Origin of the sequence: Roseateles microcysteis (genome assembly GCF_036880965.1) — a bacterium.
In the GTDB taxonomy this organism is placed as follows: domain Bacteria; phylum Pseudomonadota; class Gammaproteobacteria; order Burkholderiales; family Burkholderiaceae_C; genus JAUASW01.
The window spans coordinates 36203-59795 of record NZ_JBAJMV010000001.1 but is presented as its reverse complement, the minus strand read 5'-3'; the positions used below and the strand labels follow the sequence as shown (position 1 = coordinate 59795).

25 protein-coding genes and 1 other RNA gene are annotated in these 23593 nt (G+C 63.8%); 21 read left to right on the top strand and 5 right to left on the bottom strand.

Features of this window, described 5'->3' with window-relative positions; all coding sequences use genetic code 11:
* The 10 genes from ubiG (at nucleotide 1) to V3596_RS00230 (ending at nucleotide 6450) form a co-directional block, all read left to right on the top strand.
* Nucleotides 1-705 carry a bifunctional 2-polyprenyl-6-hydroxyphenol methylase/3-demethylubiquinol 3-O-methyltransferase UbiG gene (gene ubiG, locus V3596_RS00275; RefSeq protein ID WP_334275578.1) on the top strand — a complete coding sequence of 235 codons (705 nt, stop codon included), beginning with the start codon at nucleotides 1-3 and terminating at the stop codon, nucleotides 703-705.
* Nucleotides 702-1400: a phosphoglycolate phosphatase gene (gene gph, locus V3596_RS00270; protein ID WP_334275577.1), complete on the top strand. Its 699-nt coding sequence runs from the start codon at nucleotides 702-704 to the stop codon at nucleotides 1398-1400. Before ubiG ends, gph begins: the two co-directional genes overlap by 4 nt.
* Before the next feature lie 96 nt (nucleotides 1401-1496).
* Nucleotides 1497-1869: a transfer-messenger RNA gene (ssrA, locus tag V3596_RS00265) on the top strand.
* Nucleotides 1870-2042: 173 nt separating this feature from the next.
* Nucleotides 2043-3332: a tyrosine-type recombinase/integrase gene (locus V3596_RS00260; RefSeq protein ID WP_334275576.1), complete on the top strand. Its 1290-nt coding sequence runs from the start codon at nucleotides 2043-2045 to the stop codon at nucleotides 3330-3332.
* A 92-nt stretch (nucleotides 3333-3424) separates the two neighbouring features.
* Complete coding sequence (locus tag V3596_RS00255) at nucleotides 3425-4219, top strand: hypothetical protein (protein ID WP_334275575.1); 795 nt, start codon at nucleotides 3425-3427, stop codon at nucleotides 4217-4219.
* A 114-nt stretch (nucleotides 4220-4333) separates the two neighbouring features.
* On the top strand, nucleotides 4334-4585 hold the full coding sequence (locus V3596_RS00250; protein WP_334275574.1) for a helix-turn-helix transcriptional regulator: 252 nt from the start codon (nucleotides 4334-4336) through the stop codon (nucleotides 4583-4585).
* Nucleotides 4586-4594: 9 nt separating this feature from the next.
* The gene (locus V3596_RS00245; RefSeq protein ID WP_334275573.1) at nucleotides 4595-4903 is read left to right on the top strand and encodes a helix-turn-helix domain-containing protein; all 309 of its coding nucleotides are present in this window, start codon (nucleotides 4595-4597) and stop codon (nucleotides 4901-4903) included.
* Nucleotides 4900-5046: a hypothetical protein gene (locus V3596_RS00240; protein ID WP_334275572.1), complete on the top strand. Its 147-nt coding sequence runs from the start codon at nucleotides 4900-4902 to the stop codon at nucleotides 5044-5046. The genes V3596_RS00245 and V3596_RS00240 overlap by 4 nt, the downstream gene beginning before the upstream one ends.
* 3 nt (nucleotides 5047-5049) lie before the next feature.
* On the top strand, nucleotides 5050-5628 hold the full coding sequence (locus V3596_RS00235; RefSeq protein ID WP_334275571.1) for a hypothetical protein: 579 nt from the start codon (nucleotides 5050-5052) through the stop codon (nucleotides 5626-5628).
* 294 nt (nucleotides 5629-5922) lie between these two features.
* Nucleotides 5923-6450, top strand: a complete 528-nt coding sequence (locus V3596_RS00230; protein ID WP_334275570.1) for a hypothetical protein — start codon at nucleotides 5923-5925, stop codon at nucleotides 6448-6450.
* A gap of 131 nt (nucleotides 6451-6581) precedes the next feature.
* On the opposite strand, the gene V3596_RS00225 is transcribed toward V3596_RS00230, so the two are convergent.
* The 5 genes from V3596_RS00225 to V3596_RS00205 form a co-directional block, all read right to left on the bottom strand.
* Nucleotides 6582-7304 carry a hypothetical protein gene (locus tag V3596_RS00225; RefSeq protein ID WP_334275569.1) on the bottom strand — a complete coding sequence of 241 codons (723 nt, stop codon included), beginning with the start codon at nucleotides 7302-7304 and terminating at the stop codon, nucleotides 6582-6584.
* 166 nt (nucleotides 7305-7470) lie between these two features.
* The gene (locus V3596_RS00220; RefSeq protein WP_334275568.1) at nucleotides 7471-8157 is read right to left on the bottom strand and encodes an SOS response-associated peptidase; all 687 of its coding nucleotides are present in this window, start codon (nucleotides 8155-8157) and stop codon (nucleotides 7471-7473) included.
* 528 nt (nucleotides 8158-8685) lie between these two features.
* Nucleotides 8686-10491 (bottom strand): DUF885 domain-containing protein, encoded by a 1806-nt coding sequence (locus V3596_RS00215; protein WP_334275567.1) that lies wholly within the window; start codon nucleotides 10489-10491, stop codon nucleotides 8686-8688.
* A gap of 41 nt (nucleotides 10492-10532) precedes the next feature.
* A complete protein-coding gene (gene feoB / locus V3596_RS00210; protein ID WP_334275566.1) occupies nucleotides 10533-12419 on the bottom strand; it encodes a ferrous iron transporter B in 1887 nt (628 codons plus the stop codon).
* A 6-nt stretch (nucleotides 12420-12425) separates the two neighbouring features.
* Nucleotides 12426-12692: a FeoA family protein gene (locus V3596_RS00205; RefSeq protein ID WP_334275565.1), complete on the bottom strand. Its 267-nt coding sequence runs from the start codon at nucleotides 12690-12692 to the stop codon at nucleotides 12426-12428.
* A 327-nt stretch (nucleotides 12693-13019) separates the two neighbouring features.
* Between V3596_RS00205 and V3596_RS00200 the strand changes: the two genes are divergently transcribed.
* Genes V3596_RS00200 through dut form a run of 11 tightly spaced genes read left to right on the top strand, consistent with a single transcriptional unit; the run spans nucleotide 13020 to nucleotide 23588 of the window.
* A complete protein-coding gene (locus V3596_RS00200) occupies nucleotides 13020-14006 on the top strand; it encodes a BMP family lipoprotein (protein ID WP_334275564.1) in 987 nt (328 codons plus the stop codon).
* Nucleotides 14007-14018: 12 nt separating this feature from the next.
* Nucleotides 14019-15599 (top strand): ABC transporter ATP-binding protein, encoded by a 1581-nt coding sequence (locus tag V3596_RS00195; protein WP_334275563.1) that lies wholly within the window; start codon nucleotides 14019-14021, stop codon nucleotides 15597-15599.
* A complete protein-coding gene (locus V3596_RS00190) occupies nucleotides 15596-16720 on the top strand; it encodes an ABC transporter permease (protein ID WP_334275562.1) in 1125 nt (374 codons plus the stop codon). Before V3596_RS00195 ends, V3596_RS00190 begins: the two co-directional genes overlap by 4 nt.
* Nucleotides 16713-17702 (top strand): ABC transporter permease, encoded by a 990-nt coding sequence (locus V3596_RS00185; RefSeq protein ID WP_334275561.1) that lies wholly within the window; start codon nucleotides 16713-16715, stop codon nucleotides 17700-17702. The genes V3596_RS00190 and V3596_RS00185 overlap by 8 nt, the downstream gene beginning before the upstream one ends.
* A 10-nt stretch (nucleotides 17703-17712) precedes the next feature.
* Nucleotides 17713-18129 carry a cytidine deaminase gene (gene cdd / locus V3596_RS00180; RefSeq protein ID WP_334275559.1) on the top strand — a complete coding sequence of 139 codons (417 nt, stop codon included), beginning with the start codon at nucleotides 17713-17715 and terminating at the stop codon, nucleotides 18127-18129.
* 25 nt (nucleotides 18130-18154) lie between these two features.
* Entirely contained in the window at nucleotides 18155-19000 is an 846-nt protein-coding gene (locus V3596_RS00175) for a purine-nucleoside phosphorylase (protein WP_334275558.1), read from the top strand.
* 2 nt (nucleotides 19001-19002) lie between these two features.
* Nucleotides 19003-19764: a deoxyribose-phosphate aldolase gene (deoC, locus tag V3596_RS00170; RefSeq protein WP_334275557.1), complete on the top strand. Its 762-nt coding sequence runs from the start codon at nucleotides 19003-19005 to the stop codon at nucleotides 19762-19764.
* A 22-nt stretch (nucleotides 19765-19786) separates the two neighbouring features.
* On the top strand, nucleotides 19787-21097 hold the full coding sequence (deoA, locus tag V3596_RS00165) for a thymidine phosphorylase (protein WP_334275556.1): 1311 nt from the start codon (nucleotides 19787-19789) through the stop codon (nucleotides 21095-21097).
* Nucleotides 21098-21129: 32 nt separating this feature from the next.
* Nucleotides 21130-21870: a tRNA (guanosine(46)-N7)-methyltransferase TrmB gene (gene trmB / locus V3596_RS00160; RefSeq protein WP_334275555.1), complete on the top strand. Its 741-nt coding sequence runs from the start codon at nucleotides 21130-21132 to the stop codon at nucleotides 21868-21870.
* 33 nt (nucleotides 21871-21903) lie between these two features.
* On the top strand, nucleotides 21904-23133 hold the full coding sequence (gene coaBC / locus V3596_RS00155) for a bifunctional phosphopantothenoylcysteine decarboxylase/phosphopantothenate--cysteine ligase CoaBC (protein ID WP_334275554.1): 1230 nt from the start codon (nucleotides 21904-21906) through the stop codon (nucleotides 23131-23133).
* The gene (gene dut, locus V3596_RS00150) at nucleotides 23130-23588 is read left to right on the top strand and encodes a dUTP diphosphatase (protein ID WP_334275553.1); all 459 of its coding nucleotides are present in this window, start codon (nucleotides 23130-23132) and stop codon (nucleotides 23586-23588) included. The genes coaBC and dut overlap by 4 nt, the downstream gene beginning before the upstream one ends.
* Nucleotides 23589-23593 lie beyond the last annotated feature (5 nt).

Sequence of the window (23593 nt, the reverse complement as noted above, 5' to 3'; positions counted from 1 at the left end):
ATGACGATCAATGCCGACCCCCAAGAGCTGGCCAAATTCGGCGAGCTGGCCCACCGCTGGTGGGATACCGAGAGCGAGTTCAAGCCGCTCCATCAGATCAACCCCTTGCGCCTTGCCTGGATAGACGGCCTGTGCCCGCTCGCCGGCCTGCGCGCGCTGGACGTGGGCTGCGGCGGCGGCATCCTGGCCGACTCCATGGCGCGCAAGGGCGCCCAGGTGCTGGGCATTGACCTCTCGACGAAGCCGCTGAAGGTGGCCCAGCTGCATGCCATGGAAGCCGGCACTGAAGGCGTGGACTACCGCGAAGTGGCGGTTGAGGCACTCGCCGCCGAGCAACCCGCCAGTTTCGATGTGGTCACCTGCATGGAGATGCTGGAGCATGTGCCCGACCCGGCCTCGGTGGTGCAGGCCTGCGCCACTTTGGTCAAGCCGGGCGGTTGGGTGTTCATGTCCACGCTGAACCGCAACCTGAAGTCCTTCATGCTGGCCATCGTCGGCGCGGAATACGTCTTGAAGATGCTGCCTGCGGGCACGCATGAATACGCCCGCTTCATCAAGCCCTCGGAGTTGGCGCAGTACTGCCGCGATGCCGGGCTGGACCTGCACAGCAGCAAGGGGCTGACCTTCAATCCGCTGACCCAGCACTACGCGCTGGGCACGGATACGGACGTCAACTACCTGATCGCCCTGCGCAAGCCGGCATGAGCGCGGTGATGGAGAGCTCTCGGCCCGCCCAGGCCGCCGAGATTCGCACTGTGCTGTTCGACCTCGACGGAACGCTGGTCGACAGTGCCCCCGATCTTGCCGGTGCTACCAACGAAATGCTGGTCGCTCGCGGCTTGCCGGCCTTGCCGCTCGAGTTTCTGCGGCCCATGGTGGGGGCTGGCGCGCGCGGCATGATGGGCCTGGCCTTCCAGGTCGCGCCTCAGGATCCCCGCTTCGGGGCACTCAGGGCGGAGTTCTTTGATCGCTACGAATTGCGTTTGTTACAGGAGACCCAGGTTTTTGCTGGTGTCCCTGAATTGCTGGACGCGCTGAGCCATGCCGGACTCGCCTGGGGCATCGTGACCAACAAATCCGAGCGCTTCGCGCTGCCGCTGACAGCGGGCCTTGGGCTGGCTGTGCGAGCAGCGGCCGTCGTCGGCGGCGATAGCACGCCGCACACCAAGCCGCATCCTGCGCCGCTGCTGGAGGCGGCTCGCCGCGCCGGCGTGGCGCCTGAGCATTGCGTCTACGTCGGCGATGACCATCGGGACATCCTGGCCGGCCGCGCCGCCGGCATGTTCACGGTCGCCGTGTCCTGGGGCTACCTGGGGCAGGGTGAAGCCATTGAAGACTGGGGTGCAGACCTGATCGTCGATACGCCGGCGCAGCTGCTGGCATGGCTGCAGGCGCAGTGAGATGAGGTGCGCTTCCAGGGTATTATTCCCCTCGAGATGATCAATTTCTTGCGCCGGGTCTTGAACTTCGCCTGGCTGGCATAATCTAAGTCTTCTGGGGCCGACCAGGTTTCGACGTGGGTGCGGATCCGGAGTGGGGCATGCCGAGGACCAGTCACCTCGTAAATCCATCTGGAAACAAAGTAACTGCAAACGACTCTACGTTCGCACTCGCTGCTTAATTGCAGTTGAGCTTCTCAACGGTTGGCCAATGGGCCGGGCTCAAGTCGCAAGACGGAAAGCTGAGAAGTCACTCACATTGGCTGGTTCCTCGCCGGGTCACTCGGCGAGGGACGAGATTTAGTGACTGGCGGGAAAGCTAGCGTGCCCATGCGCGAGTTGACCGCGAGATTCAAATCAGAAGGCTAAGCATGTAGATCTGCCCGGTGATGGCTGACGGACGGGGGTTCAATTCCCCCCGGCTCCACCAATAAATGGTTCGTAATAGTTCGCGAACAATCGAAAGGCCCAAGTAAATCAACGACTTGGGCCTTTTTCTTTGTCCGCTGTCGTGCAGTAACTTCCGGGGACGACCGGGCATAAGTTGCAGTAACTTCCGCAGTAACCGCACAATCGGGCTGTCTGGATAGAGAAAGTTACTGCATGGCGCGCAACCTGATCCCTGGCGACACCACCCTGAAGGCCATCAAGGCCGGCGACGAGCGCAGGCGCATGAACGACGGGGCAGGGCTGTACCTCTTGTTGTTCGTCAAGGGTGGCTCGCACGGCTGGCGCTTCGATTACAGCTTCGGTGGCAAGCGCAAGACACTGAGCCTGGGAACCTACCCCGACACAAGCTTGGCGCTTGCCCGTTCAAAGGCCGACGAGGCACGCAAGCTTGTGAGTGCAGGTATAGATCCAAGCAGCGTCCGCAAGGAAGCCAAGGACCAGCAATTGCGTGAGCGTCAGGAAGCCGAGCGTGCCGATGCCGGGCTGCCCCCGCTTGACTCGTTTGAGGCTGTAGCGCGGTTGTGGCTCAAGACCATCCACGAGAACAAAGTCAGCGCCGGCCATGCTGAACGGACCAGGATCAGGCTGGAGCAGGACGTGTTCCCTTGGATTGGACGCATGCCCATCGCGGACGTGAAGGCGCCTGACTTGTTGGCCTGCCTGCGCCGGGTTGAGGCTCGCGGCGCGATTGAAACTGCCCACCGGATCAAGCAAGCGTGCGGGCAGGTGTTCCGGTTCGGCATCGCGGAGGGCAAGTGCGGGCGGGACCATGCTGCGGACCTCAAGGACGCCTTAACGCCTGTCGACGTTACGCACCGCGCTGCCATTACCGACCCCAAGCGAGTCGGGCAGCTGCTCCGCGCCATTCACGACTATGAGGGCATGCCCACCACTCGGGCGGCACTGAAGCTGGCTCCGCTGGTGTTTGTGAGGCCGGGCGAGTTGCGCAAAGCTGAATGGTCCGAAATCGACTTGGACGCCGCTGAGTGGAAGATCCCGGCCGAGCGCATGAAGCGCAGCAAGGCAGGCAAGGCCAATGGCGTGCCGCATATGGTGCCGCTGGCCACCCAAGCGGTGGAGATACTGCGCGACCTGCAGCCGCTAACGGGGCATGGTCGGTTCGTGTTCCCAAGCCCGCGTACTGGCGAGCGTCCTATGAGTGATAACGCCGTGCTGTCAGCGCTACGCCGCATGGGCTTTCCCAAGGACGAAATGACCGGCCACGGCTTCCGGGCGATGGCTCGCACGATGCTGGCCGAGCGCCTGCATGTTCCCGAAGCGGTGATCGAGGCCCAGCTGGCGCACGCAGTCAAGGACAGCTTGGGTCGCGCCTATAACCGCACTGAGTTTCTAGCGCAGCGGCGGCAGATGCTTCAGGTTTGGGCGGACCACCTGGACAAGCTGCGGGTAGGTGCCGAGGTGCTGCCGTTCAAGCACGCATAGAGTTAGGTTTCGCCGCGCCTAGGCTGATCCCCGAAAACCCGTTTCCCTGACGGGCTGGCGCAGCGATTCACTCAGGGGTGCTGGGGGCGCGCATGTTTTCTGATTTTCGTAATGAGTACTACCCGCACCATGCACAGCAATACCTAACGCTGAGGCATGAACCATTCTTCGGCGTTGAAGGAGACAGTTCTGAATGGACTCGCCGCGCAGACTATCCACTCCGATATTTCCTTTGGAAGATCAATCGAGATGCTTGGTTAAACCTCGGGGACTGGCGCATAAGCGTTGATGCAGTGCGTGCCTGCGTAGCCATACTTGAAAATCTACTCGCCGACATGGCCGCAGACGCAGAATTGCTCTCTGAGGACGCAGACGAGGAAGATGAGTGCTGCCCGTCGCAAATCACTCTGATCCAGGCTCAAACCTTGGAGCTAGACGCGTTCGGCTCTTGGGCGGATGTGGAGCACCTGACTTCAGAGCTGGTCGAGGAGTGGGGGGCCGAGTTCAAGATCACTCCAGCCCTGGAGATGTTCGACGCCGTGATGGCGCTAATCCATGTAACTGCTTCCGTTGATGCACTGGACCGAGGAGACACTTTTGCTGCGAGCGCGCTTGCCATAAAAGCACGAGAGTCGTACTTCTTCGGCCTCCTGGAGCGTGGGGAGCAAGCACGTGAATGGGTTACGCGGTGGCGTATGGCGAGGGAAGGCGCGGACCGGGCACATGAAGGTAACAGGCGCCTGAAGGCTGAGGCGCTGACCTTGTTCGACAACGGATCGTGGCCGTCAAAGATGCAAGCTGCGAGGGCAATTTCTAAGCAGGTCAATCGGACGGAGTTGGTTGTCCTTCGCTGGATTAGGGAGCACACCCGAAAGAAGGCTGAGTGACGACCTGATGGGGGGTACTCTGCCGGGACAGTAACTACTCTGCTTGCTTGGTGCCGTTTCCGTCGTGGTTCGTAATGGGTCTACTGCATTCGTGTTCATTAACGCGAGATCAGCATGACCGAAACAACCCGCAGAACGCCGGACAGCCGCGAAGTCATCCGCAGAACCGAGCAGCCACTTCAAGCAGCCAACATCCATGACGCGCTGCTCAATCTCCGCACCGTCCAGGCTTTATCTGGCTTGGGGAAAACTTCCATCTATGAGCGCATCAAGACCGGAGAACTGAAGTCGGTGAAACTTGGCTCACGCTGTACGCGCTTCCGGGCAGGTGACGTGCAAGCCTGGCTTCAGGCTCAAGGTAAGTAAGGGGGCTATATGGACGAAAAAAAGACCACCCCCGAAAAGGAAGCGGCCCTCAAGATTTTGCGCGATCAGTTTAAGGGCACCGACTCAGACACTCAAGTCCGGCGCCTGTTGGAAGCGCTGCGGCAGTTCCCAATCACCACGTTTGAGGCATCGCGCTTCCTGGACGTGTATCACCCGGCCGGGCGCATCAAGGATTTACGCGACGACGGCAACAAGATCATGACGCTGCGCAAGCCCGCTACGACCGAGGCAGGCGTCACGCACAGCGTTGGCCAATATGTGCTGATCGAGGAAGCGAAGCCGGAGCGTGCAGCATGAGCGGCCCGGAGCATTGGCTGTGCCAGCTGCAAGTATTGGCCGCTCGATTTCCACAGTACGGTTTCGGGCCGGACTTTGCAGGCATGGCGCTGGCGGACCTGTGGGGCGCCTACCGCTTCTTGTTGCACGTCGCGGAGGGCTGAGACATGGCCCGAGCTGATTCATATCAGACCGACGAGATGGGCGCGCACGCCAGGCTGTACGAGAAGATTGCTTACTCGCCTGCGTGGCTCGCGCTGAGCTTCTCGGCCCGAGCGCTTTATATGCAGCTGCGCGTGAAGCTCAAGCAGACCAACAACGGCAATATCGACGCGACCCTGAGCACGCTCAGACACGCAGGCTTCAAGTCGTCCAGCACTGTGGCCAAGGTGTTGCGTGAGTTGGAGGCGGTGGGCTTGATCGCCAAGACACGGCAAGGCGGCATCGCGGCAGGCGGGCGCCTGTGCAATCTCTATAGGTTCACCGACAAGCCGGTCTATGACATGCCCAAGCAGGAAGTGAAGGCCTGCAAGCCCACGCACGAATGGAAAGCCTGGACCGCCTTGCGTGAAGTTGAGGCTGCTGTCAGAGCTGCGCACGCCAATGCCAAGCAGACAGACGAGGAGAAAAACAGACGCAAGGCCCAAAGATTGAAGCGAATCAATTCGAAGGCCGAAGCGTTGCCCGCTGATCTCAGTTCGAAGTCTGGGCCAAGGCCAGGGGTGGCGCTTCGAAAAGTGGGCTAGGCGGCAAAGTGGTTGGCGTAGCTAAGTTCCTGTTTGGTAAAGGGAAAGTTGCCATAACTGGTGTTCGTGCCGTTGCAGCCCTCATGGCTCGAAATTCGAACACCTTTGCATTATTGCCAGGGGTGTGGGGTGGCAGGCTGAAAACCAATCGACCAACCAAGCGCCCCATTTTCATGACGCGGACTTAGCGCGCTGGCTAATGATTTCGTAATCTGTGGAGGTGTACCGATGGGGTCTGGCGGACAGCGATACGGGGCAGGGCGCCCAGCCCACAAGGTGAAGTCTGGGAACTGTTTGAGCATCGACGTGCGGCAATGGCACCGCAAGGGCTGCTTGCGACCGGGCTGGGTCGGCGGATGGGTTTGGAGCGACGCCGAGACAGGGGAGCAAACGTCCAGCATCGGCTTCCGTGCTGACGAGGAGGCGGTAATCCTCAACTACACCATGAGCGGCACGCCGGTGCAGCAGCATGTTCCATTGACTCGCACGCGCTGCAACTATGGCGGGACACGTCCCTGGTTTGCTTGCCCGCGCTGCCGGCGCCGGGTAGCCGTGCTGTTCCTGCGTGCCAACGTTGGCTTCGTGTGCAGACCGTGCGGGCGCATTGCCTACAGCAGCCAATGTGATGATGAGATGGCGCGGGCTTGGCGCCAACAGCGCAAGGTTGAAGGCCGACTTGATGAGAACTGGCGGCGGCCCAAAGGCATGCACCGCAGTACTTACGACAAGCTCTTGAACATCATCCTGGACTGCGAGGAAAGGCGCGACGCTGAGCTGGCCTCTTACATGCTGAAGAAGTTTCCTGGCTTTCTGCGGCGCTGACCTGTTGGCAATGTAGGCCCTGGGGGCGGGTCAAATGTCTACATGGCACGACGGCCAGACCACTAGGCATCTCACGCATGGAAAAAATCCCCCGCTGAATTGCAAATTCAAAAGGCGCTTGGCCAGGACGGTTAGGCAGTGTGTCCGGGGAGCTCGCGAGAGGTTCGATCTGCCTCGATCAAATCCCTGAGCAGCTGCGTAGGCTGCCGGTCCGGGCCTAACTGCGCGTTCTGAGGTTGGGACGGAGCGCCCGCCGCAGATTCGGCGTTCCGACTAGCTTTGGCCATCATCGCCTTGGTCAAGTGCGCGATTTCTGCAAGCGTCTTGCCAAACTGGCTGGCCGCAGCGCTGACGGTTGATGCGAGGTCTTTCAGGATTGAGCTGTTCAGCAAGTCCTTCGCACTGTTCAATACAAACGCGATCACGGCCTTTATGAGTTCCGCGCCTACTTGCAGCCCGTCGCAAACTCGCTTCAGGATGTCGTTGCGTTCCTCGTCGCTGAGGGCTGCCCAGCCGTAATAGATCGCACCGAAAGCAGCGCATGTCATCGCAATTGGATTTGCAGCGACTGCAGCCGTCGCCACGGTCGCCGCTGCGGCCAATTGATTTCCAAGCAGCAGTTGGCCAACGGCGACGACGATGACGGAACTGAGATAGCCAATGCCAAAACCGTACTTGACTCCTTCAAGGACCCGGCCAGTTCGCTCAATCATCAAATTGTCCGAAGCCTTCATCTTGTCGATGAGTTCATCGAAATAGTCGTTAAGGTCCTTGGCTATTCCATATAGGCTTTGGATTGCCGCTCCCATTCCGGTCAGTACAAAGCCGGCGGCGCCGAGTGCAGGAGATACCATGTTTTGCTTCCCTGTCGTGCGCCTCACATGCCGGGCGCTTGGCAATACAAATGTAGCGGGCCGTGTTGGCCAAGCTCGTTGAAACAGTCTTTAGAGCTATCGGACCCTTCTGGCAATAGGCCTGCGGTTGGGACCTTTGGCCTTCGCGGCCAGCATGGTGCCTGGCTCAAGTTCTCGCAGCAAGAGCGTGGTCAGTTCGCTGCGCGTCGGCCAGATCGAATGCCTCAATCGGCTGCGGGTGAATTAGCTCCATAGCTTCGTCAGTGGAGCCATGAAACCATTGCTCCCACTGCTCACGCCCAATATGGGCAACGGCACGCTTGTCCTGCGCATCGTCGGGCAGCTTTGGATCTGGCTTGTGAAGGCGTCCAAGCAGAGGATGGCCATCGCAGTTGCAAGTAATCATGCTGAAGTTGGGCACGATCTCTCCCGTCGCTGGATCTGTCCACTCAGACCAAATGCCAGCCAGTGCCCAGGGTGCGCCGTCTGCGCGCTGCAATCGCCACCAAATGTTTTTGCCAGTCTCCCAGTTCGGCTCCTGATACCAGATCGCCGGAATCAGACAGCGGCGCCCGGCCTTCCATGAGTCGCGATAGGTGAAGCGTTCGGCAATCGACTCGATGCGCGCGTTGTTGGTAAGAATCGCCCTGGAATCTGGCCGTCTGCCCTTGCTCCTGGGTGCAATCATTCCCCACTGCCCGTCAACGGCCTCAATGTCGTTCGCGGCGCCAGTGCGGATGAAAACGCCATGCTGGAAGGGCCCCACCGTGTGGGGTTCCCAGCCGATGCGGAACTGCTTGCGCACATAGCGCTCGAATTCCTCTTTGGGGCTGACGTTGTAGAGATTGCACATGGCGGCGACTGTACACAGGCCGTGGAGGCTAGGGCAGGTGAAAGCTGCCCCGTGGCTCACCCTCTGAGCCAGCAGAGGCAGACACTTGAGCAATGCCCACCCCTACAGAATTTTGGTTTTGGATGATGCGGAATGAATTTGGCCGAGTGCGCCGGAGCGCGTGTCGATTTACTGAAGCTGAGGCTTTGGCGCGCGACCCGCTGGCAACGCGCGTGCAAGGTAGCTGTGAGATACGAAATTGCCCCAACGGGCCAGACGAATGGGTCAATTTTTCTGCAGGCGATACAGGCTGGCCAAGCAGCGTGCGTCCGACGTGGTGGCTGGAGCCGTCTGCTGCTCCTGATCTTGACGGTCAAGCGTCGCGCTGATGCAGTAACTTTTACAGTAACTCAGTTCTCCCTTCCTCATGAAAGCTAGGAAATACGCGGCTTAGCGGCCAATGTTCGATAGACCCCGGCCCACCAAATTCAAAGGCCTCGATGATTCATTCATCGAGGCCTTTTTCCTGCCTGTTTGCGATCAGTGCAATCAGCGCTGCATCATCAGTTCGCGAATCACGTGCACCGGCGCACTCCCGTAGCTCAGGAACTGCTCGTTGAAGGCCTTGACCTTGAACTTGTCGCCGAGCTGGGCCTTGCGGGCTTCGCGCAGCTCCATGATCTCGCTGTAGCCTGAGAAGTAGCTGGTCAGTTGCACGGAGCTGAGTTGCACGCGGCGCCACTTTTCGCGGGCTTCCTGTTCGGTCTGGAAGGCCTGGCGGATCAGCATGTCCAGGGCCTCGGCCTCGCTGATGCCCTTCACGTGCACGCTGTAGTCGAGGATGGTGTTGGTGACGCTGCGCAGGTTCCACTTGCACCACATCAGCCACATCTCGGGCTCGTTGCCGCCGTACCCGCTCTCCAGCATCAGGCGTTCACTGAAGACGGCCCAGCCTTCCACCATGGCGCCGTTGCCGAACAAGGCCTTCACGAGGGAGGGTGACTTGTTGGCGTAGACGAGCTGCGTGTAGTGACCCGGGATGGCTTCGTGGATGTTGAGGATCTGAAGCATCCAGTGGTTGTACTCGCGCAGATTGCTCTCGGCCTCAGCGTCGCTGATGTCGTCCATTGGCGTGACGCTGTAGTAGGTGCGGTCCTGCGGGCGGTAGGGGCCGGGCGCCTCGATGCCGGCACCAGCCACACCGCGTGCGTAGACCGGCGTTTCGCGCACCACCAGCGGCTTCTTCGCATCCATGGTCAGCAGGTCGTGCTTGACCACCCAGTCCTGCAGCACTGGGATCTGGCGGCGGATTTCCTTGAAGAAGTCGGCGCGGGCCACGTGGCGCTCGCTGAGCTTGGCGATGACGTGGCCGATTTTCGCGGTGCGGTCGGCGGGCTTGGGCGCATCACCGAGGGTCTTGGCCCAGAGCTGGTCGGCGAGCTGGTCCATCTGCGCCAGCAGTTGCTCGCGCGCGGCCAGGGCCTTTTCGTAGGTCTGTTCTGCCGAGCGGCCGGACTGGATGTCGAGCTTGAACTTGGGTTCGTACAAGGCCGCCCCGATGCGGAAGGAGCGGGCGCTGGCCGGGTTGGCGAGGAGCTCCTTCTCCAGGCCCTTGAGGAAGTCGATCTGGCCCTGGATGGTTCCCTTGGCGGCGGCGATGCGCTCGGCCAGCAGGGCCTTCTCGGCCGGCTTCAAAGCCTTGGCGGACTGCCCGGCCTTGGCCACGTCGTCCAGCACGCTCACATTGCCGGGGGCCTGGCGGATGGCCAGTTGCGTGTGCTCCAGGGTCGGATTCTTGATGCTGGCCTGGGCGGCGCGGTAGTAGGCTGGAATTGCGGCGATGCGCTCGGACAGCGCGCGCAGCCGCGTGGGCAGGGGCGCGTAGTCGGTGCTGAGCATCAGGTCCAGGGCGCTGGCCACGCCGTAGGCGGCCGGGTTCCATTCGAATTCGCGGAAGCTGCCGAGGTAGAAGCGGTCGGACTCGAGCTTGTTGCGCAGCTGGGCCAGGTCGGTGCGCTGGTTGACGGTCAACTTCGCTTCGTCAACGTTGGCAAATCGCTGGAGCCAGTCTTCTGCGAAGGCCAGTTGCCGTGCTCGCGTCGCTGCGTCTGGCAGGGGCAGCTTGGCGGCCTGCTCGTAGCGGCCGGCATACAGCGCGGCATCCGGGTCAAGCAGCCACAGCGCTTCGATGAACTGATGGCTCAGCTGATTGAAGGCCTGGCCCTTGGCTGATGCCTTGTTGGCGGCTGTGTTGACAGGCGTGGCTGCCTGAATGGCAGGTGTGGCGCCCAGTGTCAGCGCGGCCAGCAGGCAGGCGCCGGTCAGGGCTGTGCGGGTGAAATTGTTCTTGGGCATGATGGCCTCTCGTCTCCTCGAAGGCGGGCAGCATAGCCGCTTCAGCCCAGGAGCCAGGTGCTCACACGGTAGGTGATGAAGGACGCCAGGTAGGCCAGGCCGAACAGATAGGCCGCCATGATCAGCGGCATGCGGTAGCCGCCGGTCTCGCGCTTCACCGCGGCCAGCGTGGCCAGGCATTGCGGTGCAAACACGTACCAGGCCAGCAGCGAGAAAGCGGTGGGCAGGCTCCAGCTCTGCGCGATCAAGGGGCCAAGGGCCTGCGCTGCATCGCCGGAGGCAGCCGAGAGTGCATAGACCGTCCCGAGTGCACTGATCGCCACTTCGCGGGCGGCAAGACCGGGCACCAGCGCGAGGCTGATCTGCCAGTTGAATCCGATGGGCTCGAAGATCACCGCCAAGCCGCGGCCCAGCCAGCCGGCAATGCTGTACTGGATCGGCGCCCCGGTGGCACCTTCGGGCGCGCCGGGGAAGCTCGACAAGGCCCAAAGCGCTACGGTCAGCACCAGGATGATGCCGCCCACGCGGCGCAGGAAGATCTCGGCCCGTTGCCACAGGCCGATGGCAATGTTCCGTGGCTGTGGCCAATGGTAGGCCGGCAGTTCCATCATCAGCGGCCGGGTCTGCGAGCCGTTGGTGAAGCGCTTGAGTATCCAGGCCACTGCCATCGCACCGACGATGCCGGCGAAATAGAGCGCGAACAGCACCAGGCCTTGCAGTTCGATGCCGCCCCGCAGCTCGCGCTGCGGGACGAAGGCGCCTATGAGCAAGGCATACACAGGCAGCCGCGCCGAGCAGGTCATCATCGGCGCGATCATGATGGTGACCAGGCGGTCGCGCGGGTTGGCAATCGAGCGCGTGGCCATGACGCCGGGAATGGCGCAGGCAAAGCTTGAGAGCAGCGGAATGAAGCTGCGGCCCGACAGGCCCACCGAGCCCATCATGCGGTCCAGCAGGTAGGCCGCGCGCGGCAGGTAGCCCGACTCCTCCAGCACCAGGATGAAGAAGAACAGGATCAGGATCTGCGGCAGGAAGGCCAGCACGCCGCCGGCGCCGGCAATGACGCCGTCCACCAGCAGGCTGCGCAGCCAGTTGTCGGGCATCAAGGTGATGGCTTGCTGGCCCAGCCAGGAAACGCCTGCCTCGATCAGGTCCTTGGGCGGCTCGGCCCAGCTGAACACTGCCTGGAACAGCAGGAACAGCAGCACGGCCAGCAGGGCCGGGCCGAAAACCGGATGCAAAACCCAGCGGTCCACGCGGTCACTCGGCAGCTCGCTGCTCTGTGCGGCCAGGCCCAGTTCACCGAGGATGCTGTTGACGCGGGCCTGGTCCGACTGATCGGCATGGCCCTGGGCGCTGAGCCCCGAGATCTGCAGAGGGCGCCAGTGATCGCGCTGCTCCAGCACGCCGGTAAGCTCGGCAATGCCATCGCCGTGGGTGGCGACGGTCTTGATCACCGGCACACCGAGGCTGCGCGAAAGCGCCTCGGCGTCGATATGGATGCCGCGCCGAGCCGCCAGGTCGGCCATGTTCAGGGCGACCACGCAGGGCAGGCCCAGGCGCTGGATGCCCATCAGAAGGCGCAGATTGCGCCGCAGGTTGGTGGCATCGAGCACGCAGACCACGAGGTCGGGTTTGCGCTCGCCCTTGGCACGGCCGGCCAGCACGTCGCAGGTCACGCGCTCGTCGGGCGAGCGCGGGTACAGGCTGTAGGTGCCGGGCAGGTCGAGCAGGCGCAGCGTCTTGCCGCTGGCGGTCTTGATCCGGCCTTCCTTGCGCTCGACGGTCACGCCGGCGTAGTTGGCCACCTTCTGGCGGCTGCCGGTCAGGCGATTGAAGAGTGCTGTCTTGCCGCAGTTTGGATTGCCCACGAGCGCCAGCAGCAGGCCGGCAGGATGGACATGGATGGTGGCGCTGTGCTGCTGCATGCCGCTTCAGGTGGCGGCAGTTGCCGAGACCCTGATGCAGGCCGCCTCCGCCTTGCGCAGGGCAAAGGTCGAATGCCCGATGCGCACCACCAGCGGGTCGCCACCCAGGGCGGCACGCGTCATCAGGCGGACTGGCTCGCCGGGCACGAAGCCGATCTGCTCCAGCCAGGGCCCCCATTCCGGGGCTTCCGCCGGCGCCTGCACCGCGTCGATCTGCATGTCGGCGCCAACGGGTGCTTCAGCGAGGGTGGTGGGGGTGGGTGTCGGAGTCATTGTTCTGTGCCGCAGCGGTTCTGGCATCTTAAACGAGACTGATTCTCATTGACTGATGTAAATCAAGCCCGGACCGGCTTTCGGTGGTGCCCCGAAACAGTGCTTGCATTGAGCCCCGAAATGCGCCCCGGAATGAGCGCCCAGAAAATTTGCGCAAACCCGCCAATGCTGGGGCGCAAACGTTTAGTAGTTCCCGCAGGCTGCTTGTACACTGCGGCTCCTTAAAATGCCGGCAAAGCAGTCTCGGGCAAGGGCCAGGGGCGCGATATAAAGCGGCAGGGTGCCGGGAATGGCGCCCACCTTCACAACAGCCTGATCGGTACTCCCATGAAGCTTGTTTCCTCGTTCAGCCTCGGCGTTGTCGCGGCGGCCCTGTCTGCAATTGCCAGCGTGCCCGCGGTGGCCGATCCGGCGGTGATCTTCGACATGGGTGGCAAGTTCGACAAGTCTTTCAACGAATCGGCCTACCGCGGTGTCGAACGCTGGAAGCAGGAAACCGGCAAGAACTACCTCGAGTTCGAGATCAGCAATGACACCCAGCGCGTGCAGGCGATCCGCCGCATGGCCGAGCGTGGCGCCAACCCCATCATCTCCATTGGCTTCGCACAGGCTTCGGCCTTGCAGCAGGTGGCCAAGGCATTCCCGAAGACGCAGTTCGCCATCATCGATGCAGCTGTCGTCGCGCCCAATGTGCAGTCGGTACTGTTCAAGGAGCATGAAGGCAGCTTCCTGGTCGGCGCCATGGCCGTGCTGAGCAGCAAGACCGGCAAGGTCGGCTTCGTTGGCGGTATGGACATTCCGCTGATCCGCAAGTTCCAGTGCGGCTACGAGCAAGGCGTCAAGACGGCCAATCCCAAGGCCGAGGTCTTCTCCAACATGACCGGTACCACGTCCACCGCATGGAACGACCCGACGCGCGGCGGCGAGCTGGCCAAGGCGCAGTTCGCCAAGGGCTCGGACATCGTCTTCGCTGCCGCTGGCGGCACGGGCTCGGGCGTCTATCAAGCCGCCAAGGATGCGGGCAAGCTGGCCATCGGCGTTGACAGCAACCAGAACCACATTCAACCCGGCACGATGCTGACCTCCATGGTCAAGCGCGTGGACGTCGCGGTCTACAACGTCCTGAAGGGCTTCCAGCCCGGCGTTCAGAACCTGGGCTTGAAAGAAGGCGGCGTGGACTACGCGATGGACCAGCACAACGCCAAGCTGGTGAGTGCGGCGGTCAAGGCCAAGGTCGATGCCTACAAGGCCGACATCATTGCCGGCAAGATCAAGGTGGCCGACTACATGGCCGACAACGCCTGCAAGTACTGATCCGTTCGCGGCATGTCTGAACCCCTTCGTGGCGCTTCGGCGCCATCCTTGCATCCTGCGGTCCGTCTCTGCGAGATCGACAAGCGCTTTGGCGCCGTGCAGGCCAACCGCGGCGTGAGCCTGGCGGTGGCCGAGGGTACGGTGCATGGGATCGTGGGCGAGAACGGCGCCGGCAAGAGCACGTTGATGGCCATCCTCTATGGCTACTACCAGGCGGATGGCGGGCATATCGAGGTGCGTGGCGATCGCGTGTCCATCAGCAATTCGCACCAGGCCATTGCGCTGGGCATCGGCATGGTCCATCAGCATTTCATGCTGGTCGATACGCTCTCCTGCCTCGACAACGTGATGCTCGGCGCCGAGCCCAGCTTCTGGCTGAAACCTGGCGCCAAGACAGTGCGTGCCGGCCTGCAGAAGCTGATGATTGATACCGGCCTGCAAGTGCGGCTCGATGCGCTGGTGGGCGAGCTGCCGGTGGGCGAGCTGCAGCGCCTGGAAATCCTGAAGGCCTTGTACCGCGGCGCCAGGATCCTGATCCTGGATGAGCCCACGGCCGTGCTGACGCCGCAGGAAACGCTGCAGCTGTTCGACACGCTGCGCAAGCTGCGCAGCCTGGGTACGACCATCATCATCATCACGCACAAGCTCAAGGAAGTGATGGCCTTGTGCGATGCAGTGACGGTGATGCGCGCCGGCCAGGTCATCAAGACCTGCGCCATAGCCTCCACGAACCCCGAAGACCTTGCCGAAGCCATGGTGGGCCGCAAGGTCAACCTTGGCCGCACCGCCGGCGCGGCCAAGCCTGGCGCTGATCTGCGCTTGTCGGCCGATGGAATTTCGCTGCGCAACGAGCAGGGCGTGGCCGTGCTCTCCGATATCAAGCTGCGACTTCAGGCAGGCGAGATCGTCGGCGTGGCTGGCGTCTCGGGCAATGGCCAGAGCGAGCTGCTGGAAGTGTTGTCGGGCATGCATGCGCCGGACGCCGGCGAGCTGCAACTGGCCGGCCAGAAGTTCACAGCCGCGAACTGGCTCAACCCCAGCCGCGCCCGTGAGCTGAAAGTCGCGCATGTGCCGGAAGACCGCCACGTCTGCGGCATGGTGATGAGCTTCCCCGCCTGGGAGACGGCGGCGCTGGGCTACCAGCAACAGTACGCGTCCAAGCCGCTGGCCTGGGGCATGGACCAGCAACGCATGCGTTCGCTGACCCGCGAGATGCAGGAGCGCTTCGACGTGCGCCCGCGCGACGAGAACCTGGGCTCCAGCAAGTTCTCTGGCGGCAACCAGCAGAAGCTGATCCTGGCCCGCGAGATCGGCCAGGCGCCCACTGTTCTGCTGGTGGGTCAGCCCACGCGCGGCGTGGACATCGGCGCCATCGAGTTCATTCACAACCAGCTGCGCGCCTTGCGCGATGCCGGCTGCGCTGTGCTGCTGGTCAGCTCGGAGCTGGACGAAATCCTGGCCCTGGCCGACCGCGTGATCGTGATGAACGGCGGCCGCATCACCGGCGAGCTGGGCATCGATCAGTGTGACGAAAAATCGCTGGGCCTCTTGATGGCGGCCCAGGCGAGCGAAGCCGCGGAGGCCGCTGCATGAGCCATCAAGCCATCTCCTTGCCGCGCTGGATCGACATCGGCCTCCTGCCGATGTGGAACCTGTTCGTGGCGCTGCTCGTCACCGGGGCTGTCGTGGTCCTGATCGGCCAGAGCCCGCTGCAGGCGCTGAGCATGCTCCTGCAAGGTTCGCTCGGCAGCGTGCGCGGAATCGGCTACACGCTGTACTACGCCACCACCTTCATCTTCACCGGCCTCGCGGTGTCGGTCGCCTTTCACGGCGGCTTGTTCAATATCGGTGGTGAAGGCCAGGCCACCTTTGGCGGCCTCGGCGTTGCGCTGATGGCGTTGGCCCTGGGCCCGCTGTTGCCGGCGCCGCTGATTCTGCCGCTGCTGGTGCTGGGCGCTGCGGTGTTCGGCATGGTGTGGGCGGCGATTCCGGCCTATCTGCAGGCCTGGCGCGGCAGCCACATCGTCATCACGACCATCATGTTCAATTTCCTGGCCAGCAGCCTGAACGTCTATCTGCTGGTCAACCACATGCGGCCGAGCGGCAGCATGGCGGTGGAGAGCGCCGAATTCGTCGATGCCGCGCGCATGCCGGCCCTGCACGAGCTGGCTGCGAACTTCGGTGTGGAGCTGCCTTCATCGCCCTTGAACCTGAGCCTGATCCTCGCGCTCCTGGCCAGTGCCTTTGTCTACTGGTTCCTGTGGCGCAGCCGTGCCGGCTATGCCTTGCGTGCCGTCGGCAGCGCGCCGCGCGCCGCCCATTACGCCGGCATCAAGCCGCGCATGCAGGTGCTGCTGGCGATGGGCCTGTCGGGCGCCTTGGCGGGCATGGTCGGCGTGAACGAGATCTCGGGCGTGCAGGGCAAGCTGACGCTGGACTTTGTTGCCGGCGCCGGCTTCACCGGCATCGCCGTGGCATTGATGGGCCGCAACCATCCGGTCGGCATCATCCTGGCCTCGCTGCTGTTTGGCGTGCTGTACCAAGGCGGTGTTGAAGTCGCTTTCGAGATGCCCGGCTTCAGCCGCGAAATGGTGGTGACGGCGCAAGGCCTGATCGTGCTGTTCGCCGGCGCGATGGCCGCGGTGAGCGCGCCCATGTTTGCCAAGCTCTACACGGCGTTCAAGAACAGGAAGAACGGAGCCGCCCATGGATGAAATCCTGATCGGCTCGGTGCTGGGTTCCACGCTGCGCGTGACCACGCCGCTGCTCTTGTGCGCCTTGGCCGGCCTGGTGTCGGAGCGCTCCGGCGTGATCGATATCGGCCTGGAAGGCAAGATGCTTGCGGCGGCCTTTGCAGCAGCGGCCGTCGGTAGCGTCACCCATTCCACCGGCTTCGGCCTGATGGCCGCGATTGCCGTGGCCTGCGTCTTCTCGCTGATCCACGGTTTCGCCTGCGTCACCCATCGCGGTGATCAGGTGGTGTCGGGCGTGGCACTGAACATGGTGGCCGCCGGCCTGACCGTGGTGCTGGGCATCGCCTGGTTCCAGCAGGGCGGGCAAACGCCGCCGGTCGACAGCTCGGTGCGCCTCACCGGCCTGATCCCGGCCTGGAGCGAGCCTGCAGGTGCCGCAGATGCACTGGGCCCCTGGCTCGGCGCCATCATCGGCCATGGTCTTCTGAGCCACAACATCCTCGTCTACCTGGCTTTTGCAGGCGTGGCGGGCGTCTGGTTCTTCCTGCAGCGCACCAAGCCGGGCCTGCGCCTGCGCGCGGTGGGCGAGAACCCGGCCATGGTCGATGCCGCCGGCGTCTCGGTGCCCAAGTTGCGCTATGCGGCGCTGATGATCAATGGCCTGCTGTGCGGCCTGGCCGGCAGCTATCTGGTGCTGGCGCAGAATGCTTCGTTCTCGCCGAACATGACCGCCGGTCGCGGCTTCATCGCCCTGGCCGCCATGATCTTCGGCAAGTGGAAGCCGCTGCCGACGATGTTTGCCTGCCTGCTGTTCGGCTTCCTGGATGCCGTGGCCATCCGCTTGCAAGGCGTGTCGCTGCCCGCTGGATTGGGTGGAGGCGAAGTGCCGGTGCAACTGATCCAGGCGCTGCCCTATCTGCTGACGGTGATTCTGCTCGCCGGCTTCATCGGGCAGGCACTCGCGCCCAAGGCGCTGGGCCGCCCCTACGTCAAAGAGCGCTGAAAGAAAGCTGATGTTCGAAATCTCTGACGCGCTGCGGCAGCAACTGCTGGCCGCCTCGCTGGGCGCACGCCAGCATTCGCATTCGCCGTACTCGAAGTACGCTGTCGGCGCTGCCGTGCTGGACGAGCAGGGTCGCATCCACGTGGGTGCCAATATTGAAAACGCCGCCTATCCTCAAGGCTGGTGCGCCGAGACCACGGCCCTGGGCGCGATGCTGATGGCGGGCGGTCGCAGCGTCAAGGCGGTGCTGGTCACCGGCCCGGGCCCCGACATCATCACGCCCTGCGGCGGTTGCCGGCAAAAGCTGCGCGAGTTCGGCGGGCCGGACCTGTTCATCATCGCCGGCGACCCGCGCGGCATCCAGCAGCAATGGACGCTGGACGACCTGCTGCCCTTCAGTTTCGGCCCCGAGCATCTGAAGCTCTGAGCCCACCTTCATCAGGAGAACAAGAATGATCGACAACAAGACCCTCGAACCCAAGATCGCCGAGACCGTGGCCAAGCTGAACTCGCTGTTCGGTGCTGCACCGGCCGTTGCCGTGGTGCTGGGCTCCGGCTGGGCCGGGGCCGTCAGCCATGTTCAGGAAGCCAAGCATCTGGCGTACACCGAGCTGTCGGCTTTCCCGCAGCCCAAGGTCGAAGGCCATGTGAACGAGATCGTCGTCGGCAAGATTGGCGAGCAGGCCGTGGTGATGCTGCGCGGCCGCGCCCACACCTATGAGAGCGGCGACTGCACCGGCATGGCCGGCGCCTTGCGCAGCCTGAAGCGCTGGGGCGTGCAGGTCGTGATCCAGACCAATGCCTCGGGCTCGCTGCGCGCGCACACGCCGCCGGGCAGCCTGATGCTGATTGCCGATCACATCAATGCACCGCAGCGCTCGCCCCTGATCGGCGAAGCCGGCAGCGAGCGTTTCGTGGACATGAGCACGGCCTACGACCTCGAGCTGCGCCAGCACGCCAAGAAGATCGCGCAAGCGCAGAACCTGATGCTGGGCGAGGGCACGTATTGCTGGGCTGTCGGCCCGCAGTTCGAGACGCCGGCCGAGATCCGCATGTTTGCCGCCTGGGGTGCCGACGCCGTGGGCATGAGCACCGTGCCTGAAACCATTCTGGCCCGCCATGCCGGCCTGCGCGTGATGGGCCTCGCCCTGATGACCAATATGGCCGCCGGCCTGTCTGCCGAGGCGTTGACGCATGCGCTGACGCTGCAGCAGGCGCAAGCCTCGGGCGAGCGCGCCTCGTCCTTCCTGGCCGCTGTGATCAGCAGCCTCGCCAAGCTGGAATCGCTGAAGGCCTGATCGTGACAACGCTTGAGCAAGCAGCGCGCCTGGCGCTGCAATGCCTGGACCTGACCAGCCTGAACGACGGCGACACCAGCTCCGATATCGAGGCCTTGTGCCGCCGCGCGCAAACGGCGCATGGCTCGGTGGCAGCCGTCTGCGTCTGGCCGCGCTTCGTGGCGCAGGCCCGCTCGCTGCTGCCCCAGACCATCAAGGTCGCGGCCGTGGCCGACTTCCCCGATGGCGAGTTGAACGTCGCCCGCGCGTTGGCCGATGTCGAAGCCATCGCGCAAGCCGGTGGCGATGAGGTCGACGTGGTGCTGCCCTACAAGGCCTTGATCGCTGGCGAGGGCAGCGAAGTGGCTGAGTTCCTCTCCGAGGTTCGCCACGCCAGTCGCCCGCTCACCTTGAAGGTGATCATCGAAAGCGGCGAGCTGAAGACGCCCGAGCTGATCGCCGAGGCCACGCGCCTGGCACTGATGGCCGGTGCCGATTTTGTGAAGACCAGCACCGGCAAGACACCGGTCTCGGCCACGCTCGAAGCGGCGGCCGTGATGCTGCACGAGATCCAGGCCAGTGGCCTCGCCAACGCCGGCTTCAAGGCCAGTGGCGGCATCCGGACGGTGGCCGATGCAGCGGCCTATATCGAGCTCGCCGCCGCCAAGCTGGGTGCAGACGCCGTGCAGCCGGGGCGTTTCCGCTTCGGCGCCAGCGGCCTGCTGAACGACATCGAGGCGCAGTTGTCGGGTCAGTCCGCAGCTGCGTCCACTGGCAGTTATTGAAGAAGAGAAAAGCAGGTTGCCCATGCTGGCCCAAGAAATCATCCGCGCCAAGCGCGACGGTCATGCGCTGAACGAGGCGCAGATCCAGAACTTCGTGCGCGGCCTGGTCGATGGCAGTTGGAGCGAAGGCCAGGTGGCGGCCCTCGGCATGGCCGTGTTCCTGCGTGGCATGGGTCGCGATGAAGCGGTCGTCTTGACCCGCGCGATGATGAATTCCGGCCGCGTGATGCGCTGGCCCGACATGCCCGGCCCGGTGCTGGACAAGCATTCCAGCGGCGGCGTCGGCGACAAGGTCAGCCTGATGCTGGCGCCCATGGTGGCGGCCTGCGGTGGCTATGTGCCGATGATTGCCGGCCGCGGCCTTGGCCACACCGGCGGCACGGTGGACAAGCTCGAAGCCATACCCGGCTATCGTGTCACGCCGGCGCCAGAAGATTTTGACCGTATCGTCCGCACGCTGGGCTGCGCCATCATTGGCCAGACGGGCGACCTGGCCCCGGCTGACAAGCGCTTTTACGCCACGCGCGACGTGACCGCCACGGTCGAGAGCGTGCCGCTGATCACCGCCAGCATCCTCTCCAAGAAGCTGGCCGCCGGCCTCGAGGGGCTGGCCATGGACATCAAGTGCGGCAACGGCGCCTTCTGCGACACCCGCGAGATGGCGCAGGAGCTGGCGGAGAGCATCGTTGCCGTCGGCAGCGGCGCTGGCCTGAAGGTCCGCGCCCTGATCACCGACATGAACGAGGTGCTCGGCTTCGACGCCGGCAACGCGATCGAGATCCGCGAGACGATCGCCTATCTGCGCGGCGAGGCGCGCGAGCCGCGCCTGCATGAGGTGACGCTGGCGCTGTGCGCCGAGATGCTGGTGCTCGGCGGCCTGGCCACCGACACGGCTGCCGCGCGCATCAAGCTGCAGGCTGCATTGGACAGCGGTGCGGCGGCCGAGAAGTTCGCGAAGATGGTGGCCGCACTTGGCGGCCCGGTTGATCTGATGGACAAGCCGGACAACTATCTGGCCAAGGCCTCGGTGATCCTGCCGGTGCCCGCATCGCGTGCCGGTTTCCTGCAGTCGGTCAGCACCCGCGACATCGGCCTGGCGGTCGTCGAGCTTGGCGGTGGCCGTCGCCAGGCCAGCGACAGCATCGACATGAGTGTCGGCTTCAGCAACTTCCGTCATCTCGGTGACCAGCTGGCTGCCGGCGAGCCCATTGCCATGGTGCATGCGGCAGACCAGGCCGCGGCCGAGCGCGCCGTGGCTGTGGTGCAGAAGGCCTGCCTGCTGTCTGACGAGGCCGTGGCTGCCACGCCCATCGTCATGGGTGTGGTTGGCTAAACTGCCGGCCCTGTTTCCGTTTTCGAGTTCCCATGCCTGCCGACCCGTCCGATCAGCCCGTCCCTACCGTCCCGCCGGAGGAGACCGACAAGTCCAAGCATCGTCCGATCAAGAGCTTTGTCGTGCGCCCTGGCCGCATGGGCACGGGCCAGACGCGTGCGCTGGCCGAGCTGGGCCCGCGCTTCGTCTTGCCCTTCAAGCAGGAGCTGGTGAAGCCGGCCGAACTGTTCGGCCGCAGCGCGCCGGTGGTGTTCGAGATCGGCTTCGGCATGGGCGCCGCCACGGCGCAGATCGCCACGACCTTGCCCGATGTCGATTTCATCGGCTGCGAGGTGCACGAGCCCGGCGTGGGCGCGCTCCTGAAGCTGATTGGCGAGCAGAAGCTCGAGAACATCCGCATCTTCCAGCACGACGCCGTCGAGGTGCTGGAGCACATGATCCAGCCCGGCTCGCTGGCCGGCATGCACATCTTCTTCCCCGACCCGTGGCACAAGAAGCGTCACAACAAGCGCCGGCTGATCCAGGCGCCTTTTGTGGCCAAGCTGGTCAACTACCTGGCGCCCGGCGGCTACCTGCATTGCGCCACCGACTGGGAGCCCTATGCCCAGCAGATGCTCGACGTATTGAGCGCCGAACCGGCCTTGCAGAATACAGCCGAGGCTGGAAGTGCAGGCTTCGCCGAAAAGCCGGCCTACCGCCCGCTGACCAAGTTCGAGAACCGCGGCATCAAGCTGGGCCACGGGGTCTGGGACCTGGTGTTCAAGCGCCGCTGAATCAGGCCGTTGCCGCTGATAGAGTCCGGCCTCATGGCTGAACCCACGCTCCCACTCGCCGGCAGGCATGTCCTGCTGGGCCTCTCCGGCGGCATTGCCTGCTACAAGTCGGCCGAGCTTGTCCGACTCCTCACCAAGGCCGGCGCCAGCGTGCAGGTTGTGATGACCGAGGCGGCCGAGCAGTTCATCACTGCGGTGACCTTGCAGGCGCTCTCCAACCGCCCGGTGCTGACCAGCCAGTGGGATGCGCGCGAGCCCAACAACATGGCGCACATCAATGCCAGCCGCGAAGCGGACGTGATGTTGATCGCGCCGGCAAGTGCCGACTTCATTGCCAAGCTGGCGCAGGGCAGGGCGGACGAGCTGCTGAGCCTGACCGCGCTGGCGCGGCCGATTGAACGCTGCCCCTTGCTGGTGGCTCCTGCGATGAACCGCGAGATGTGGTCGCACCCGGCCACGCAGCGCAATCTGGCGCAGATCGTTGCCGATGGTGCCACCATCCTCGGCCCAGGCAATGGCGACCAGGCCTGCGGCGAAATCGGCGACGGCCGCATGCTGGAAGCGACGGAGCTGCTGGACGAGGTGATTGCCTTTTTCCAGCCAAAGCTGCTGGCCGGCAAGAAGCTCTTGATCACGGCGGGTCCGACCTTCGAGGCCATCGATCCGGTGCGCGGCATCACGAATCTCTCCAGCGGAAAGATGGGCTTTGCCATCGCGCGAGCGGCGCGCGAAGCCGGCGCCGAAGTCACGCTGGTCGCGGGCCCGGTGCACTTGCCGACGCCGCGTGGCGTGCGCCGCATCGATGTGCAATCAGCGCAACAGATGTTTGATGCGGTGCTGCCCAGCGCACCGCGTCATGACGTGTTTGTTGCGACTGCCGCCGTTGCCGACTGGCGGCCGGCGATGAGCGCCGAACACAAGATCAAGAAGGATGGCTCCGGCGCAGCGCCCAGCATTGCGATGACCGAGAACGCCGACATCCTGGCCTCGGTGGCGGCCTTGAAAGATCGCCCCTATTGCGTCGGCTTTGCGGCCGAGAGTCAGGATCTTCTCAAGCACGCCAGCGACAAGCGGCTGCGCAAGAACATACCGCTGATCGTCGGCAATCTCGGCCCGGCCACCTTCGGCCGCGACGACAACGCCTTGCTGCTGATCGATGCCAGCGGTGCACGCGAAATTCCCCACAATGACAAGCTGAGCCTGGCCCGCGAACTGGTTCGCGAGATCGCCGCTCGACTCTCCACGCAAGTTTCAACCCAATGACGACCATCGACCTGAAAGTGCTCGACGCCCGCATGGCCGAGCCGATTTCCAATTTGCCCGCCTACGCAACCCCCGGCAGCGCCGGCCTGGACCTGCGCGCCTGCCTGGACGAGGCGATTACCCTGGAGCCAGGGCAGACCACGCTGATCCCGACGGGCCTCGCGATTCACATCGGCGACCCGGGCCTGGCCGCCCTCATCCTGCCGCGCTCGGGCCTGGGCCACAAGCATGGCATCGTGCTCGGTAACCTCGTGGGGTTGATCGACAGCGACTACCAGGGGCAACTGATGGTCAGTTGCTGGAACCGGGGCCAGACCCCCTTCGTGATCAACCCGATGGAGCGGATTGCGCAGCTCGTACTGGTGCCTGTGGTGCAGGCCACGTTCCGCCGCGTCGATGATTTCGACGCGTCAGAACGTGGTGAAGGCGGCTTCGGCTCCACAGGCAAAGCCTGAAAATC

What these genes read in the sequence shown, in the direction of transcription:
- ubiG (WP_334275578.1), top strand. Translation starts at nt 1, where the DNA reads ATGACGATCAATGCCGACCCCCAAGAGCTGGCCAAATTCGGCGAGCTG.
- gph (WP_334275577.1), top strand. Translation starts at nt 702, where the DNA reads ATGAGCGCGGTGATGGAGAGCTCTCGGCCCGCCCAGGCCGCCGAGATT.
- V3596_RS00260 (WP_334275576.1), top strand. Translation starts at nt 2,043, where the DNA reads ATGGCGCGCAACCTGATCCCTGGCGACACCACCCTGAAGGCCATCAAG.
- V3596_RS00255 (WP_334275575.1), top strand. Translation starts at nt 3,425, where the DNA reads ATGTTTTCTGATTTTCGTAATGAGTACTACCCGCACCATGCACAGCAA.
- V3596_RS00250 (WP_334275574.1), top strand. Translation starts at nt 4,334, where the DNA reads ATGACCGAAACAACCCGCAGAACGCCGGACAGCCGCGAAGTCATCCGC.
- V3596_RS00245 (WP_334275573.1), top strand. Translation starts at nt 4,595, where the DNA reads ATGGACGAAAAAAAGACCACCCCCGAAAAGGAAGCGGCCCTCAAGATT.
- V3596_RS00240 (WP_334275572.1), top strand. Translation starts at nt 4,900, where the DNA reads ATGAGCGGCCCGGAGCATTGGCTGTGCCAGCTGCAAGTATTGGCCGCT.
- V3596_RS00235 (WP_334275571.1), top strand. Translation starts at nt 5,050, where the DNA reads ATGGCCCGAGCTGATTCATATCAGACCGACGAGATGGGCGCGCACGCC.
- V3596_RS00225 (WP_334275569.1), bottom strand. Translation starts at nt 7,304, where the DNA reads ATGGTATCTCCTGCACTCGGCGCCGCCGGCTTTGTACTGACCGGAATG.
- V3596_RS00220 (WP_334275568.1), bottom strand. Translation starts at nt 8,157, where the DNA reads ATGTGCAATCTCTACAACGTCAGCCCCAAAGAGGAATTCGAGCGCTAT.
- V3596_RS00215 (WP_334275567.1), bottom strand. Translation starts at nt 10,491, where the DNA reads ATGCCCAAGAACAATTTCACCCGCACAGCCCTGACCGGCGCCTGCCTG.
- feoB (WP_334275566.1), bottom strand. Translation starts at nt 12,419, where the DNA reads ATGCAGCAGCACAGCGCCACCATCCATGTCCATCCTGCCGGCCTGCTG.
- V3596_RS00205 (WP_334275565.1), bottom strand. Translation starts at nt 12,692, where the DNA reads ATGACTCCGACACCCACCCCCACCACCCTCGCTGAAGCACCCGTTGGC.
- V3596_RS00200 (WP_334275564.1), top strand. Translation starts at nt 13,020, where the DNA reads ATGAAGCTTGTTTCCTCGTTCAGCCTCGGCGTTGTCGCGGCGGCCCTG.
- V3596_RS00195 (WP_334275563.1), top strand. Translation starts at nt 14,019, where the DNA reads ATGTCTGAACCCCTTCGTGGCGCTTCGGCGCCATCCTTGCATCCTGCG.
- V3596_RS00190 (WP_334275562.1), top strand. Translation starts at nt 15,596, where the DNA reads ATGAGCCATCAAGCCATCTCCTTGCCGCGCTGGATCGACATCGGCCTC.
- V3596_RS00185 (WP_334275561.1), top strand. Translation starts at nt 16,713, where the DNA reads ATGGATGAAATCCTGATCGGCTCGGTGCTGGGTTCCACGCTGCGCGTG.
- cdd (WP_334275559.1), top strand. Translation starts at nt 17,713, where the DNA reads ATGTTCGAAATCTCTGACGCGCTGCGGCAGCAACTGCTGGCCGCCTCG.
- V3596_RS00175 (WP_334275558.1), top strand. Translation starts at nt 18,155, where the DNA reads ATGATCGACAACAAGACCCTCGAACCCAAGATCGCCGAGACCGTGGCC.
- deoA (WP_334275556.1), top strand. Translation starts at nt 19,787, where the DNA reads ATGCTGGCCCAAGAAATCATCCGCGCCAAGCGCGACGGTCATGCGCTG.
- trmB (WP_334275555.1), top strand. Translation starts at nt 21,130, where the DNA reads ATGCCTGCCGACCCGTCCGATCAGCCCGTCCCTACCGTCCCGCCGGAG.
- coaBC (WP_334275554.1), top strand. Translation starts at nt 21,904, where the DNA reads ATGGCTGAACCCACGCTCCCACTCGCCGGCAGGCATGTCCTGCTGGGC.
- dut (WP_334275553.1), top strand. Translation starts at nt 23,130, where the DNA reads ATGACGACCATCGACCTGAAAGTGCTCGACGCCCGCATGGCCGAGCCG.